This is a genomic window from Cyclobacterium roseum, from assembly GCF_010119225.1.
In the GTDB taxonomy this organism is placed as follows: Bacteria; Bacteroidota; Bacteroidia; order Cytophagales; family Cyclobacteriaceae; genus Cyclobacterium; species Cyclobacterium roseum.
The window spans coordinates 53,984-68,066 of the sequence record NZ_WNKF01000018.1 but is presented as its reverse complement, the minus strand read 5'-3'; the positions used below and the strand labels follow the sequence as shown (position 1 = coordinate 68,066).

The window sequence follows — 14,083 nt, the reverse complement described above, 5'->3', positions numbered from 1 at the left end:
GTGGGCCGTTTGATTAGTATTCGGAAGTGTAATGAAATTCGATATCCGGAAAATTATCCTGAACCATTTGTAGCCAGGCCTTACTTTCGGCCATAAATACCAATTTCCCATCTTTATCCCGGGCAATATGCCGTTGTTTGGATCGTACAAATTCATCCAATTTCTTTTTATCGCTACTATGGATCCAGCAGGCTTTGTACAGGTTCATGGGTACAAAATCCGCCGTGGCATTGTATTCGTTCTTGAGCCTGAACTGGATGACTTCAAACTGGAGTTGACCAACGGTACCTACTACTTTCCGGGCACCGATTTCAAAGGTAAACAATTGTGCCACACCTTCCTCCATTAATTGCTGCAGACCTTTGTCCAGTTGCTTGGTTTTCATGGCATCTTTATTCACCACTTCCCGGAAAATTTCCGGAGAGAAACTGGGAATTCCCTTAAATTGTAATGTTTCGCCATCCGTAAGGGAATCACCTATTTTCAGGTTGCCGGTGTCGTAAAGCCCGACAATATCCCCTGGGAATGCCTCCTCTATGATTTCCTTGTCCTGTGCCATAAAGGAAGTCACATTTGAAAAGCGCAGGGCTTTGGTTCCTTTTACGTGGTTATAGGGCTTGTTACGTTCAAACCTTCCCGAGCAAATTCTTAAAAAAGCGATTCGGTTACGGTGTTTGGGGTCCATATTGGCATGGATTTTAAAGATAAACCCGCTAAAGTGATCTTCATCCGGTTTTACTTCTCTTTCCTCCGTTACCCGACTTTTGGGCCCGGGAGCGATTTTAATAAAGGTATCCAGCATTTCCTGTACACCGAAATTATTGACCGCAGAGCCGAAAAAGACGGGCGCAACCTTGCCTTCCAGGTATTCCTTGGGGTCAAAATCAGGATAAACTCCCTCAATTAATTCGACGTCTTCCCGCAATTGCTCCGCCAGGTTACTGCCAATTATTTCGTCCAACTGGGTATCACTAAGGTCTTCTATGATGATTCGGTCATCACTTACTTTTCGCTGGCTAGGGGTGAATAGGTTTAGTTGCTTGTCGTAGAGATTGTAAACGCCCTTAAAAGATTTACCCATGGAAATGGGCCAGGAAAGGGGTCGCACCTTGATATTTAATTTTTGCTCCACCTCATCCAACAGGTCGTAGGGGTCCTGTCCTTCCCGGTCCAGCTTATTGATGAAACAAATGACCGGCGTATTTCTCATCCGGCAGACTTCCATTAATTTTTCCGTCTGTATCTCCACCCCCTTGACACAGTCAATGACCATGATGACGGAGTCCACTGCGGTGAGGGTCCGATAGGTGTCCTCCGCAAAGTCCTGGTGACCGGGTGTATCTAATAAGTTTATTTTTTGTCCTTTGTATTCAAAACCCATCACTGAGGTTGCCACTGATATTCCCCGCTGTTTTTCAATTTCCATCCAATCGGATTTGGTAGCCGTATCGATTTTATTGGATTTTACAGCACCTGCCGTTTTTATCGCTCCTCCAAAAAGCAGCATTTTTTCTGTGAGGGTGGTTTTTCCTGCATCGGGGTGTGCGATGATACCAAAGGTTTTTCTTTTTGCAATCTCTTGAATCAAACTCATGGGGCAAAGGTGTTTTCAGGCTGCAAAGGTAGGTAAATCAGTCGAGAATGTGTGATCGGAACCCAGTTGGTGGCCAATTTTATGACCCTTGTGGGTATTTTTGTTTGTTTGCCCTATTTACTTTAATTTTGTTTCCGTCTTTGGCAATGCATGAACACAATCGAACATTTCTTTCATAGGTTTTTCAAGTTCATTTGGAATGCCATCTTTGTTTTAACCTATCCGGTTTTGGCTACCTTTGGTATAATATTCATTGGAGTCACCTACTTTTTTTCATTTATATCTACCCTTCTGGCCAGATTTAGCACCTCCTCACCCGAGATGGAAAATAAGTCCGAATGGAAGCAGCTATCCCCCGAGTCGGAGCTGATTGAAGGGAAGCTGTATAAGCAGATTATTTTTGGGCCGGAATGCTATCAGTTCAGGAGAAAAGATGGAATACCCTCCGTGATGGATGATTTTATTTTTGGAAAAAAAGTGATTGTATTGGAAGAAGGCTTGCTTTTGGAAAAGTGGAACACCACAGAAATGGCTCAAATACCTGATTTTGATATTTGCCTGTACCAGCCGGAAGCGGATAAACTGGTTAAATTAGCGCATATCAAGTGCTTTGATTGGCACCTTTCTGATAAGCGGGATGACATTGTCTACTTAAAATGGTTTGATGGAACCCAGGGTGGCGAGATGGAAGTGGCACTGACCTGATGAAAGATCTGAAACGATTTCTGGAAGAAAAGGTAAGCTTGTATAACCGCCCCGATTTTATTGAAGACGACCCCATATCCGTACCCCATCGGTTTGCAAAAAAACAAGACATCGAAATTTCTGGTTTTTTTGCCGCCACACTGGCTTGGGGACAACGAAAGACCATCATCAATAAAAGCCTGGAGCTCATGGCGATGATGGATAATTGTCCCCATGACTTTCTCTGCCACCATACGCCAAGCGATCTGAAGCCATTTTTGAAATTCAAACACCGAACGTTTAACGACCTGGATACCCTGTATTTTATTGATTTTTTGTCCCGGCACTACCGGCAACACGAAAGTCTGGAAACCGCCTTTACCCCGGGATGGACAGGGGAAGTGGATATTATGGAGCGGCTTTTAGGAAACTTTCACGAATTATTCTTTGATGCCGCTCACGCTCCTCACCGAACCCGGAAACATGTGGCCACGCCAAAGCGAAAGGCCGCCTGCAAGCGGATAAACATGTTCTTACGGTGGATGGTGAGAAAGGATGACTGTGGAGTGGATTTTGGCATTTGGAACCGCCTCTCACCCGCACAGCTTGTTTGCCCCTGTGATCTCCACGTAGACAGGGTAGGACGTTCCCTCGGGCTGATCCATAGGAAAGCAACCGATTGGCAAACGGCCCTGGAGTTGACACGCAATTTGAGAAAATTTGACCCGGAAGACCCTGTCAAATATGATTTCGCTCTCTTTGGGATGGGGGTAATGGAAAAAGTGACCAATAAAAAGTGAGCTTAATCAGCCTAAAACAATTGTAGGCAACCGGTTCGTTGGGAAAGCCTCCTTAGCACCAGGCAACATTCCCGGCGCATCTGATTGCTGAAAAATAGGCAACGATTTCGTTAGATTTATCCCTGTTAATGAGTAATTATCAGTTTTATTTCGGCCAGGTATCCGGTTCGTTTCGCCAGCTGTCCAGGGCGGACATGTCTTCGGTGGAGACGTATCCTTGTTCCAATGCTTGCGGCAACATGGAGGCATAGTCGGAAAGGCATACCAATTTCACCTTTTCTTTGGCAAAGTTTTGAGCTGCTATATCGAAGCCGTAGGTAAAAATCGCCACCATTCCCAGTACTTCAAATCCTGCGTTTCGCAGATCCTGTACCGCTTTAAGCGAACTTCCCCCCGTGGATACCAGGTCTTCCACAACGACTACTTTTTGCCCCGGGGTAATTTTTCCTTCAATCATGTTTTCCATGCCATGACCTTTTGGTTTGGAACGCACGTAAACAAAGGGAAGGTTCAGTTTGTCTGCTATCAAAACACCCTGTGGAATACCGGCAGTGGCGACACCCGCAACGGCTTCTACATTCAAAAAATGAGTCTGAATGGCTTTCGTTAATTTTTCCTGAATAAGACTACGAACTTCCGGATAGGATAACGACAATCGGTTGTCGCAGTAAATAGGTGATTTCCATCCAGATGCCCAGGAAAAAGGTTTCTTAGGAGAAAGTTTAATGGCCTTTATTTCCAAAAGCTTTTTAGCAATAAGGGGGGCAGTGGCTTTATCATAAATTTCCATAAGTTAAAATTAACCAATAAATGCATACTCACGGTTGTGAGGCCTTGAAAAAAAATGCATTTTTGAAAAAATAAGCGTTGATTATGAAAATTTTCATCAATGATAAGCCCCTGGATTTGGTAGCCGCTTCCGAATTCCTGCCAAAGAAAACATTTGAATGTGTGTATGAAAACCCCTCCGAATTGCCAGCCACGGCGGATTTTCATGATGATGTCCTGATTATAGATCCCTCCCGGGATATTATTGTACGCTTATTGTATCTGATGCGCCATCGAAAGCTGAAGAATCTGGATAGCATCACCCTGGTGACGAAGGAAAAGAAAGCGTTGAAATCGTTTATAAAAAGTAGGTTTATGATCATAAAGGCGGCTGGGGGGATTGTAACCAAAGGGGAAAAAGTACTTTTTATACACCGATTGGGGAAATGGGATTTGCCGAAAGGTAAATTTGAAAAAAAGGAATCTCCCAAAGCCTGCGCCCTCAGGGAAGTGGAAGAGGAATGTAACGTGAAGGTAAAGCTAAACGGCCCCATTTGCAAAACCTGGCATACCTACACTCAAAACAGAAAAAGCATTTTAAAAAAGACCTATTGGTACAGTATGGAATGTGTCGATGATTCGAAGATGAAACCCCAGCTGGACGAGGGAATTGTAGACACCAAGTGGATGAATCACCAGGAAGCCAAGGTGGCCTTGATTAATTCATACCCTTCCATGCGTTATTTGTATCAGCAGTTTTTAAGGCTGCATCCGGGGATTTATCAGACTTTATAAGGAAGAAACTTATCTACATTGCCTCCATAGCGGTGGACTTCCCGGATGATCGTTGAGCTTATGGCAGCAAATTCCGGGCTGGTGATTAAAAAGACGGTTTCTAATTCTTCATTCAGGTAACGGTTCATTTGGCTGATGGTGTTCTCATACTCAAAATCCGTAGTGTTTCGAAGTCCCCTTAGTAAGTATTTCGCATCATGGGCCTTTGCCAGTGATGAGGTAAGCTCATTATATACTACTACTTTTACACCAGAAATACCGGTATACAGCGATTCAATTTTGCTTACCATTAAATCAATGTCAAAATACCGGTTTTTTTTGGTCGTATTATGCCCGATGCCTATGATGATTTCATCAAAGAGATTTAACCCTCTCATGACGATATCATGGTGTCCTTTGGTAAAGGGATCAAATGAGCCCGGGAAAAGGGCGGTTTTTTTCATAAGGCCTAATGTTGATGCCAAAAAGCTTCCAAAAGCTGTGTGTTCTTAAAATTTTCAGCCCCCTTTTCATAACTCACCTGTTGTGCTGGGGTTGGTTGGTGGATATTTTTAAAATAGTTACGTAGGTTTTCCAGTGAGGTATGAACCCAATCCAGGTTTCCATAAAGATTGATTCGGCAGTGAGCCTGGTCAAAAGCGAGTTGCTTAAGTACGACAAATACGTAGCGCAGGAATGCTGGCTCTTCGTAGACGAGAAATCGGTTGAATACCACTAATTCTCCTGCTTTAAATCCGGCGATGTAGATGCTATTGGGTGCTGCATGGATAAATAGTTCCTGATCGAGTAAATCTTTGGTATGGCTCAGAAAAAAATCCAATACATGGGCTGCCCCGTGAGCTAGTTCTAGTTCCGGTAGCTTGCTGTCCAATTGCCGGAGCAGGAGTTTTGAACTGGTTCCCAGGACCTGAATGCTGTTATTTTGAATGCCTGTATAGGTAACTTCGTCCTTTTCCAGGTCCACCTCGGTAGAAAAGCCCAGGTAGAGGCTACTATGCGCTGGGTTAAAAACCATTCCCGGCACCAGGGTGAATCCCTGATGGTGATGATATAGTTTTCCGGCAGTATTGGGAGCGTTGATTAGTTCATCGGAAGCAAGGGATTGCTCCAAATCGTCCTGACCGGAAAGGGTGTACAGATTAGCGGCAGCTATGGCATTTCCCGACTTGCTATGGGCTATGACGACCAGGAGGCTTTCATATAAGAAAAGCGATAAACTTGATAGGTTTTCGCTATCAAATTTATCGCTAATAAATTTTCGTTGGGTATGAGCAGTATCCTTATCCAAACTTATTCCCAGTTTCCTGAGGTAGAAGAATCGGTTCTTGATCCTACCCTCAATGCCTTCTCATTGTTATTCCTTCTTCGCTCGGGATTGATGGGTGCTGGGTCTCTTATTTCAAACACAGCGATTTCCCGATTGCTTCGTTCGATTTTATCCGCAAAAAACTCGAAGGTTTTTCCTCCAGAACCAGGTACAACATTCAATAAGTCCAGATTAAAATCAGGGAATTTATTCTCATTAAAGAGAGAGTCCTGAACATTGACAGAACCCAGGGTATCTACAGAAACAGTAGTTACCTCTTCGCCATAGTCCAGCAGCTCAGTCGTTTCAGTTCTTTGAACGATGTAAATCCGTCCGTCTTCAATAAACTCCTTGAGCTCGTTCCAGTTGGATGCATATTCACCATTAGAACCCTGATATGCAATCTGCGCATCCCGCAGCATTTCCAATTTCTCAATGATCCTGGCTTCGGTTCTCTCAAGCATTTTCTCTTCTTCCACTACTTCGTCCACTCCCAAGTATAGTCTATACCCAAGGCCCAGAGCCGCAAGGAGAAACACAATCGATAAAATTTTACTCAATGTCATGTCAATATTTTTAAAGCTTGATTAAATTTTTGAAGGTTAGATGGTTTTTTCCAGAACGCTATTTTATGGAATTATTTTCAAAATTAAAATATCCTTTCCATATTCTTACATCATTGAGTGAATTTATTCCCCGGAACACGGCATGTTTTTCAGAATAAGGAATATTTTTGATTTCATCCAGGTCTAAAAAGCGGATTTCCTCAATCAGTTGCTGTTCATCTCTCAACTCCGGATCCTTTCCCAGAACTAACCTGCCTCCCATTAGCTGCACTTCAAAAAACAGTTCGATGGCATGAAGGGGCGGAGCGAGCAACTCGTGTACAAAAAGATAGGACCCGACTTCAATTTCCAATCCAGTTTCTTCCAGGAATTCCCTGCGAAGATTTTCCCGGGCATCCTGGCCATAGATCATTCCGCCACCAGGGACATTCCAAAAGGAGACGTTTTCGTCCATCCGGTGTTTGATCATGAGCAGCTTGTCATTTTGAATTAATATTCCATTCACCCGGGTCCTCAACCGGTTTCCGAAATTATCCGCAATATCTTTTTTTATGTTCGCCATTTATCATTTAGCTTCGTCCTCCATCTGTAAAGATAACCAAGTGGTACCAAAGCCCTCTGAATCCATTAAGAAATTTTTCCCCCACGAGCCTACCCGTGATCAGCATTGTTTTTTTGAAGCAATGGATGATTTTCTTTTGGTAAAAGGTACGAGTAGATCCTTTATTCTTAAAGGCTATGCGGGTACCGGCAAAACCTCCGTCCTTGCAGCGCTGGTTCGTGCATTGCCCGGATTGGGACTAAGGCCTGTGATGCTGGCACCTACCGGTAGGGCGGCCAAAGTCATGAGCTCCTATGCAGCGAAAACAGGGTATACCATTCATAAAATTATTTACAGACCGAAGGAGAAATCCGGCGATGGACTGTATGGCTTTGAGGTTCAAAAAAATTATTACCAGCATTCGGTTTTTATCGTTGATGAGGCATCCATGCTTTCGGATGATAAATCTACGGGTAATTCGCTGCTGTCAGACCTGATCCATTTTGTTTTCCAAAACCCGGATAGCCAACTGATATTAGTCGGGGACCTGGCCCAGCTTCCACCGGTAGGAAGTGATGCCAGCCCGGCATTGGATAAGGACTACCTGGTGCGACGCTTTAACCTGGAAGCCAATGAGGTTGAATTGAAAGAAGTTACCCGGCAGCAATTGGATTCGGGTATTCTGGTAAATGCCACCGCACTGCGGGAGCAAATTCAGGAAAAGGTTCCGAAAATCTCTTTCAGAACAAAAGGATTTGGGGATTTTTTTAGAATGACCGGCGAAAGGTTGGAGGATGGGCTGCGGTATGCTTACGATAAATTTGGACTGGACCATACCATGATCATCACCCGATCCAACAAAGCAGCCGTCCAATACAACCGTTACATTCGGAATTCACTGTTTTTCTACGAGGACGAATTGAGTGCCGGGGATCGGTTAATGATTGTTAAAAACAACTATACCTACATGGAATCGTCTGAAAAGGTCAGCTTTTTGGCGAATGGAGATTTTGTGGAAATACTAAAAATTCGTTCATTTGAGGAATTATATGGCCTGAGGTTTGCTACGCTGGAACTTAGGCTCATAGATTATCCGGAAGAGCTGCCTTTTGAGGCGAAGGTGATTTTAGATACCCTTCACACGGACACGCCGTCGTTGGGTTATGAGCAATGGAAAGAGTTATACAAGTTGGTGACCGAGGATTACCTGGATTTATCCAGCAGGTCCAAAATCAGAGAGGCTTTAAGGAAAAACCCCTACCTGAATGCGCTGCAAGTGAAATTCGCCTATACGCTGACTTGTCATAAATCACAGGGAGGGCAATGGGATGCTGTATTTGTGGATCAGGGCTTCCTAAAGGAAGATCAAGTGGACAGCACTTACCTCCGATGGCTATACACAGCGGTGACCAGAGCAAAGAAAGAATTGTATCTGGTGAACTTTCACCCAAATTTCTTCCTTTAATAACAGGCTTTGAAAATGAATGAATTAATTAAATCTAATAAACAGCTATGAAAAGGTTAGTAACACTCGTATTGGCAATGGTCGTTGGCGCTGGATTCGCCATGGCACAGGAAAAGGCCGTCGACGGGCCCGTAATTACTTTTGAAGAATCCTCGAAGGATTTTGGAGACATCACCCAGGGAGATAAGGTCGAAAATGTGTTTAAATTTGAAAACACAGGAAATGCGCCCCTGATTATATCCAACGTGGCAGCTACCTGCGGATGTACGGTACCAAGCTGGCCAAAGGAACCCATTGCACCTGGAAAAAAAGGGGAGATTAAAGTATCTTTTAATTCGGCTGGCAAAATGGGAAAGCAAAATAGCGTCGTTCGCATTTACTCTAATGCTAGTGAGCCCATAGAAAAAGTATCTATGATCTCCAATGTACTTCCAAAGAGCAGTAGGTAAGCAAGTATTGCTTTAGATAAAACGGCCTGGCGATTACTTTTCGTCAGGTTTTTTTTGGTCCGGATCGTTAAGGATTCCCGTTTTCATGATGGGGGCAAGGGCCCTGGCCCAATCCGAGTAAATGTATTTGTTGGGATGCAGCCCATCTGATACCAGGTGCGCCGACAGGCCTCCTTTACTTCGGTAGCTTTCCGTAATTTCCAGGAAGGCCATCCCCCTCTTTGATGTTTCTCTTTCAATGATTTGATTGAACCTATCAATCTCCGCAGCAATGCGACCCACCTCCTGCGGCCCGTTTTGACCAAATGGAGTCACGCCCCAATCCGGAATAGATAGTACGGCAACTCGGTTAGTGTTACCGTTGACTAAGGTGCGGCACAAATCCAACAGATCCTGTAGGTCTGTATGAAACGTTTGCGGAGACTCACCCCGATATTGATTATTTACTCCTATGAGCAAACTAACGAAGTCAAACCGCTCGTTTTTCAATCCCTGGTTAAGGGTGGCTTCCAGCAATTCACCGCTGGTCCATCCTGTTTTGGCTAAGATCTGAGTGTTGGAAAATGCCCAGTCTTCCACTTCCAATATCCTTTTCACCTGTTCCGGGTAGGTATTTTCTCGCTTTTCTCCCTCTCCTATGGTATAGCTGTCTCCCAGGGCAAGATACCTGATTTCTTGGGGCGGTTTGGAAGTTTCGGTTTTTGGGGGTAATGGCAGCATGGAGTCTTGATTGATACAGGAAGTTAGTAGGCAAAGGTAAGCTATTAGCCAGCGTGGAACGGGACCAATTCGGCTGCTGGACTTAGCAAAATTCATGGCTGTTTTTATTGAAAAATCGGCCCATTGGTTTCTAGAATTCCTGTTTCCGCATCCATGGTCATCTTTGCTCCGAAGGGTAGCAAAAACTGTTTGGGAACATGTCCGATCATGGCTCCCCGGTAGGCGGGAATTTTCAGGTGCAGGAGGTAATCGTCCAGAATTTGGTCTATGGTGAGGTTGCCATAGCCCCCACTGGGGTCACAATCCGTACATTGCCCAAACACAAAGCCTTTTATTTCATTAAAAACTCCCATTAGCATCAGCGTACTCATCATTCGGTCGATTCGGTAGGGCTCCTCCCCGATATCCTCCAAAAATAAGATTTTATCTTTAAAATCAGGCAGATAGGGCGATCCGGCCAAAGCGGTAAGAACGGTTAGGTTTCCGCCCACAAGTTCTCCGCTTGCTTTGCCGGGGTAAATGGTCCGGATGCGGTTTTTCTTGATTACCAGATCATCGGTATCCTCCTGCTCATTCTGATAGGTGATTTTATTCTGTTCGCCAAAAAAGACGGTTCGAAACTGATCGGCATTAAAGGGATTCCAGCTTCCCGAACCATTGGGACCATGGAAGGTCACCAATCCGGTTTGCGCATGGACGGCATTGTGCAGGGCAGTGATATCACTGTAGCCGAGAAGGGGCTTTGGATTGTTTTGGATCACCTGATAGTTTATGAGGGGTAGTATTCGGGCGGCACCGGATCCACCTCTGATACAAACGATCGCTTTGATGGCCTCATTCCCAAACATTTCATTCAGATCAGCCGCCCTTTCTGCGTCCGTGCCAGCCAGATGGCCTCGTCTGCTGCTGAGGTACTTCCCTTCTTGCACCTGTAGCCCGAGCGCCTCCAACGCTTCCCTGGCAAAGGTAAATTCCATGATGTCCCCGGTTGCTGCCGAGGGGCTGATCAAACCAACCCGGTCACCGGGCTGCAGCCTATGGGGAAGTAGGTTTTTAGGGGCAGGTTGATCCTTGCCGAAGGCAGGAATGCCTGCAACCGAACCGAATCCCATTCCCATCCCCAGCGTTTTGATAAAGGTTCTTTTTTTCATGGCAAAATTTAGAAATTATCCCGGATATAAAGCAATACTTTTTCCATTTCATTACGCACCAGAGAAGCTTTGTGCGGGTAATTGTTATTCATAAAAGCAAATGCAAACACTTTGTTTTTCTTGGTTTTAAGAAATCCTACCATGCTATGGTTATTGCTGATCGTGCCCGTTTTGGCCATTACATAAGGCACAGGAGCCTGGTAATTGTATTTCAAGGTGCCTGTCCGGCCGCCGGTAGGTAGTAGACGGAATAGGTCTTCGTCCGGAAATAAGCGATATATCTTTTCCGCCAGGGTCACCATCGTTCGGGGGGTAAAGAGGTTGTGCCTGGACAATCCTGATCCATCTACCCACTGTGGCTCATCGGGCAGATCGTACAAATAAGTTTCTTTTATGTATTCGATCGCTTTCTCACTGTTTAGTTCCCGATGGACTTCATCTGAAATTTGAAGGAGCAGCTGTTCGGCGATAAAATTATCGCTTTCCAGCAACATTTCTTTGTACAGGGACAGCGTCGGAATCCCTTTTAAAATGTAGTGATCCGGAGGAAGTTTTTCATCAGAAAGTACCACCTTTACCCCCCAATCATCGGATGCCAGGCTGGCAAATGTTTCGTGAGAAGTGATGAAAGGTACGCGCATCTCCCTGCCATTGTAGGTTCTGGGGTTGTAAAAGAACCGATTGCTGTGCCAGTCCCTTTGGACGTTTTTTAGAGTTTTTTCAGATGTTTCTACTGAAAAGTAGGTAGGGCTTATGACGGGGCGGTTATTGATGTTTCGGGATCGAATCAAGTTACCAAATAGGGGAGTGGGGGATTTTTCCGGAGAATAGGAATGGTAGTAATCGTCCCATTGCCAGCCATAGCCAAAAGGATCGTCTTTCCAGTTGCTATGAGAAAAATACACAGTATCGTAATCAGACAAAAAATCTTTTAGGTCTGGAGAAGGGAGCGGCGGATATTTCCAGGAAGGGTCTCCCGTTCCCCATAGGATAAGTTTTTCTTCCTTATTAATAAACCTCAGGAAGGTGGTGCTGTCTCCCAACACCATTAATGAACCAAAAAAAGTGAATAATTTAGTAGTGGAAGCTGGGATAAAGTACAGATGACTATTTTTGTCATACCTCACCAATTGGCTGTCCAGATCGTAGAGCATAAATCCGGTCAGGTGATTATCAAAAAAAGAACCATCACCCAACAACTTGTCCAGACCCAAAAAGTTAGCTTTGGCTTCCTGGGCATGGGAGGATTGGACGATCAGACAAAGAATAAAAATCCCCAGAAGGCTTCTTTTACGCATAGGTGATTATTGATTTTTTTTGCTAATACTAACAAATAACATTATCCACCCTAAAATAAACCCAATGCCGCCAAGTGGGGTGATCGCTCCCAGCCAGGTGACCTGACTCAGGCAGAGCAGGTAGAGGCTCCCGGAAAAAACAATCATACCTCCTAAGAAAAACCAGGCACTTAGGCGAAGACCTTTTAGCTGAGGATTTTGTTGATAAAGAATTCCCACCATCAACAAGGCAAGACTGTGGTAGAAATGATAATCAACGGCAGTTTGGTACGTATCAATCCTTCCTGTTTTGACCAATAAAGGCTCCAGGGCATGAGCCCCGAATGCCCCAAAAATAACTGCCAAAGCTCCGAAAATGGCTGCCAGTTGCAGCATGGATTTTGCATTCATTTCCTTCTATTTTAATGGTAATTTCTTTCGCCAAAAACGGCACTTCCGATTCGTACCATGGTACTTCCTTCTTCCTGCGCAATGCGGTAGTCTCCGCTCATGCCCATGGAAAGCTCGCTCATCTGAACTTGATCGGGTAAGTCCATGTTTTTAAGCTGCTCAAAGAGGGCTTTAAGGCCCCGGAACTCAGATCTGATCTTTTCGGTATTCTCCGTATTGGTGGCCATGCCCATTAAGCCCAGGATGCGGATATTTTGCATCCCCTTTATTTCGTCTCCGTTTAGAAAAGCAGTCAATTCCTCTTCATCCCAACCATATTTGCTTTCTTCAGTGGCGATGTGTACTTGCAGCAGGCAAGGTATCACCCGATCCACTTTCTGTCCCTCCTTATTTATTTGTTTAAGTAAGCGCAGGGAATCTACGCTGTGAATCAGGTGAACAAATGGAGCGATGTATTTTACCTTATTCCGCTGCAAATGGCCAATCATGTGCCAATGGATATCTGTAGGCAATGCTTCCGCTTTTTCGGTCAATTCCTGCACTTTGTTTTCTCCAAAGTCCCGCACTCCGGCATCATAGGCCTCTTTAATGGCTGAGCTGGGCTTGGTTTTACTGACGGCTACGAGCCTGCAGGCGGGGTCAACAAACGAACGGGTAATGGCCGAGATGTTAGTGGTGATGGTCGGTTTTTCCATATGCTAAGCTTTCCTATTTTGTTCGGAAACAAAGATATGGGTATATTGATAAAAACACACTTTTTACCGACTTGTGAGTTAGAATACCAGGATCCGAAAATCAATAATTTAATGATGAGCAATTTTGAATTAAACTTAAAACGTATGAAATGGAAAGTATTGCTTTTGCTGGGCGGCATGGTGTCCGGAGGTTATTGTAAAGGACAGGAGAGTGCATCCGTTCGTGAAATAGATCAGGACCGCAGGGTACTTGAAAGTAGGGGGATGCTGGTATTGGGAACCTGGGCAGTCGGAAACATGGTATGGGGAGGGATCGAAGCTTCCCGGCAGGAAGGAAAAACAAAGGCTTTTCATCAAATGAACCTTTATTGGAATTCGGTGAACCTGGCGATTGCTGGCCTGGGATATTTCAATGCCAAAAAATCGCGGGAGAAGGCTGGTTTGTGGGAGAGTTTGAGAGCTCAGCAAAAGACGGAAAAAATTCTTTTGGTCAATGCCGCCTTGGATTTGGGATACATGGCAACGGGTATGTATTTGAAAGAAAGGGGTAAACGCATGCAAAACCAACAGTTACGTGGGTTTGGAAATTCCGTTATTCTTCAAGGAGCATTCTTGATGGTTTTTGATGGGATCTTGTACGCATTGCAATCCAAGAACGGAAAAAAATTTGAACCTTGGGTAAAAAATGTGAATCTTAGTACCTCCGGGCTGGGTTTAAAAGTAAGATTTTAAGTAAAATTGCCTGCTGACAAAATTCAATCACTGTGAATACTCATTGCTGCTGATAGGAGGGGAATGTTTGTATTTTGTTGGGATCTCATCCGAAAAAGTGTAATTTAAATCAATAAACCGTAACGTAAC

The 14,083-nt window shown here is 44.5% G+C and carries 17 protein-coding genes; 6 read left to right on the top strand and 11 right to left on the bottom strand.

Annotation, left to right across the window (positions count from 1 at the left end; all coding sequences use genetic code 11):
• Positions 1–13: 13 nt before the first annotated feature.
• Complete coding sequence (locus tag GJQ68_RS19510; RefSeq protein WP_162418951.1) at positions 14–1,594, bottom strand: peptide chain release factor 3; 1,581 nt, start codon at positions 1,592–1,594, stop codon at positions 14–16.
• Between the two features lie 150 nt (positions 1,595–1,744).
• Here GJQ68_RS19510 and GJQ68_RS19505 point away from each other — a divergent pair, with 150 nt between their 5' ends.
• Both GJQ68_RS19505 and GJQ68_RS19500 read left to right on the top strand, forming a co-directional pair.
• The gene (locus tag GJQ68_RS19505) at positions 1,745–2,299 is read left to right on the top strand and encodes a hypothetical protein (protein ID WP_162418950.1); all 555 of its coding nucleotides are present in this window, start codon (positions 1,745–1,747) and stop codon (positions 2,297–2,299) included.
• The gene (locus GJQ68_RS19500) at positions 2,299–3,078 is read left to right on the top strand and encodes a TIGR02757 family protein (RefSeq protein ID WP_162418949.1); all 780 of its coding nucleotides are present in this window, start codon (positions 2,299–2,301) and stop codon (positions 3,076–3,078) included. The genes GJQ68_RS19505 and GJQ68_RS19500 overlap by 1 nt, the downstream gene beginning before the upstream one ends.
• A gap of 145 nt (positions 3,079–3,223) precedes the next feature.
• Here GJQ68_RS19500 and pyrE read toward each other — a convergent pair whose 3' ends face one another.
• A complete protein-coding gene (gene pyrE, locus GJQ68_RS19495) occupies positions 3,224–3,868 on the bottom strand; it encodes an orotate phosphoribosyltransferase (protein ID WP_162418948.1) in 645 nt (214 codons plus the stop codon).
• Between the two features lie 83 nt (positions 3,869–3,951).
• Here pyrE and GJQ68_RS19490 point away from each other — a divergent pair, with 83 nt between their 5' ends.
• Positions 3,952–4,641, top strand: coding sequence for an NUDIX hydrolase (locus GJQ68_RS19490; RefSeq protein WP_162418947.1), 690 nt, complete (start codon positions 3,952–3,954; stop codon positions 4,639–4,641).
• On the opposite strand, the gene coaD is transcribed toward GJQ68_RS19490, so the two are convergent.
• Genes coaD through GJQ68_RS19470 form a run of 4 tightly spaced genes read right to left on the bottom strand, consistent with a single transcriptional unit; the run spans position 4,629 to position 7,075 of the window.
• The gene (gene coaD / locus GJQ68_RS19485) at positions 4,629–5,084 is read right to left on the bottom strand and encodes a pantetheine-phosphate adenylyltransferase (protein ID WP_162418946.1); all 456 of its coding nucleotides are present in this window, start codon (positions 5,082–5,084) and stop codon (positions 4,629–4,631) included. The two genes, GJQ68_RS19490 and coaD, sit on opposite strands and share 13 nt — an antisense overlap.
• Before the next feature lie 5 nt (positions 5,085–5,089).
• Positions 5,090–5,929, bottom strand: a complete 840-nt coding sequence (locus tag GJQ68_RS19480; protein ID WP_162418945.1) for a DUF3822 family protein — start codon at positions 5,927–5,929, stop codon at positions 5,090–5,092.
• Positions 5,930–5,931: 2 nt separating this feature from the next.
• Positions 5,932–6,513, bottom strand: a complete 582-nt coding sequence (locus tag GJQ68_RS19475; RefSeq protein WP_162418944.1) for a hypothetical protein — start codon at positions 6,511–6,513, stop codon at positions 5,932–5,934.
• Between the two features lie 58 nt (positions 6,514–6,571).
• A complete protein-coding gene (locus tag GJQ68_RS19470; protein ID WP_162418943.1) occupies positions 6,572–7,075 on the bottom strand; it encodes an NUDIX domain-containing protein in 504 nt (167 codons plus the stop codon).
• Here GJQ68_RS19470 and GJQ68_RS19465 point away from each other — a divergent pair.
• On the top strand, positions 7,065–8,519 hold the full coding sequence (locus GJQ68_RS19465) for an ATP-dependent DNA helicase (RefSeq protein WP_162418942.1): 1,455 nt from the start codon (positions 7,065–7,067) through the stop codon (positions 8,517–8,519). The two genes, GJQ68_RS19470 and GJQ68_RS19465, sit on opposite strands and share 11 nt — an antisense overlap.
• Before the next feature lie 47 nt (positions 8,520–8,566).
• Entirely contained in the window at positions 8,567–8,968 is a 402-nt protein-coding gene (locus GJQ68_RS19460) for a DUF1573 domain-containing protein (RefSeq protein ID WP_162418941.1), read from the top strand.
• A gap of 33 nt (positions 8,969–9,001) precedes the next feature.
• On the opposite strand, the gene GJQ68_RS19455 is transcribed toward GJQ68_RS19460, so the two are convergent.
• Genes GJQ68_RS19455 through GJQ68_RS19435 form a run of 5 tightly spaced genes read right to left on the bottom strand, consistent with a single transcriptional unit; the run spans position 9,002 to position 13,222 of the window.
• The gene (locus GJQ68_RS19455; RefSeq protein WP_162418940.1) at positions 9,002–9,784 is read right to left on the bottom strand and encodes an SGNH/GDSL hydrolase family protein; all 783 of its coding nucleotides are present in this window, start codon (positions 9,782–9,784) and stop codon (positions 9,002–9,004) included.
• Positions 9,785–9,792: 8 nt separating this feature from the next.
• On the bottom strand, positions 9,793–10,839 hold the full coding sequence (locus tag GJQ68_RS19450; protein WP_162418939.1) for a S66 peptidase family protein: 1,047 nt from the start codon (positions 10,837–10,839) through the stop codon (positions 9,793–9,795).
• A gap of 8 nt (positions 10,840–10,847) precedes the next feature.
• Positions 10,848–12,137 carry a D-alanyl-D-alanine carboxypeptidase gene (locus GJQ68_RS19445; protein WP_162418938.1) on the bottom strand — a complete coding sequence of 430 codons (1,290 nt, stop codon included), beginning with the start codon at positions 12,135–12,137 and terminating at the stop codon, positions 10,848–10,850.
• 6 nt (positions 12,138–12,143) lie between these two features.
• Positions 12,144–12,527, bottom strand: coding sequence for a DUF423 domain-containing protein (locus tag GJQ68_RS19440; RefSeq protein WP_162418937.1), 384 nt, complete (start codon positions 12,525–12,527; stop codon positions 12,144–12,146).
• A gap of 11 nt (positions 12,528–12,538) precedes the next feature.
• Entirely contained in the window at positions 12,539–13,222 is a 684-nt protein-coding gene (locus GJQ68_RS19435) for a YggS family pyridoxal phosphate-dependent enzyme (RefSeq protein ID WP_162418936.1), read from the bottom strand.
• 144 nt (positions 13,223–13,366) lie between these two features.
• Here GJQ68_RS19435 and GJQ68_RS19430 point away from each other — a divergent pair, with 144 nt between their 5' ends.
• Positions 13,367–13,954 carry a DUF6992 family protein gene (locus tag GJQ68_RS19430; protein WP_162418935.1) on the top strand — a complete coding sequence of 196 codons (588 nt, stop codon included), beginning with the start codon at positions 13,367–13,369 and terminating at the stop codon, positions 13,952–13,954.
• The last annotated feature ends 129 nt before the right edge of the window (positions 13,955–14,083 follow it).

Coding starts and splice junctions, on each gene's coding strand:
- GJQ68_RS19445 (WP_162418938.1), bottom strand. CDS start 12,137: ATGCGTAAAAGAAGCCTTCTGGGGATTTTTATTCTTTGTCTGATCGTC.
- pyrE (WP_162418948.1), bottom strand. CDS start 3,868: ATGGAAATTTATGATAAAGCCACTGCCCCCCTTATTGCTAAAAAGCTT.
- GJQ68_RS19470 (WP_162418943.1), bottom strand. CDS start 7,075: ATGGCGAACATAAAAAAAGATATTGCGGATAATTTCGGAAACCGGTTG.
- GJQ68_RS19465 (WP_162418942.1), top strand. CDS start 7,065: ATGTTCGCCATTTATCATTTAGCTTCGTCCTCCATCTGTAAAGATAAC.
- GJQ68_RS19500 (WP_162418949.1), top strand. CDS start 2,299: ATGAAAGATCTGAAACGATTTCTGGAAGAAAAGGTAAGCTTGTATAAC.
- GJQ68_RS19435 (WP_162418936.1), bottom strand. CDS start 13,222: ATGGAAAAACCGACCATCACCACTAACATCTCGGCCATTACCCGTTCG.
- GJQ68_RS19430 (WP_162418935.1), top strand. CDS start 13,367: ATGAAATGGAAAGTATTGCTTTTGCTGGGCGGCATGGTGTCCGGAGGT.
- GJQ68_RS19475 (WP_162418944.1), bottom strand. CDS start 6,513: ATGACATTGAGTAAAATTTTATCGATTGTGTTTCTCCTTGCGGCTCTG.
- GJQ68_RS19510 (WP_162418951.1), bottom strand. CDS start 1,594: ATGAGTTTGATTCAAGAGATTGCAAAAAGAAAAACCTTTGGTATCATC.
- coaD (WP_162418946.1), bottom strand. CDS start 5,084: ATGAAAAAAACCGCCCTTTTCCCGGGCTCATTTGATCCCTTTACCAAA.
- GJQ68_RS19490 (WP_162418947.1), top strand. CDS start 3,952: ATGAAAATTTTCATCAATGATAAGCCCCTGGATTTGGTAGCCGCTTCC.
- GJQ68_RS19455 (WP_162418940.1), bottom strand. CDS start 9,784: ATGAATTTTGCTAAGTCCAGCAGCCGAATTGGTCCCGTTCCACGCTGG.
- GJQ68_RS19505 (WP_162418950.1), top strand. CDS start 1,745: ATGAACACAATCGAACATTTCTTTCATAGGTTTTTCAAGTTCATTTGG.
- GJQ68_RS19440 (WP_162418937.1), bottom strand. CDS start 12,527: ATGAATGCAAAATCCATGCTGCAACTGGCAGCCATTTTCGGAGCTTTG.
- GJQ68_RS19450 (WP_162418939.1), bottom strand. CDS start 10,839: ATGAAAAAAAGAACCTTTATCAAAACGCTGGGGATGGGAATGGGATTC.
- GJQ68_RS19460 (WP_162418941.1), top strand. CDS start 8,567: ATGAAAAGGTTAGTAACACTCGTATTGGCAATGGTCGTTGGCGCTGGA.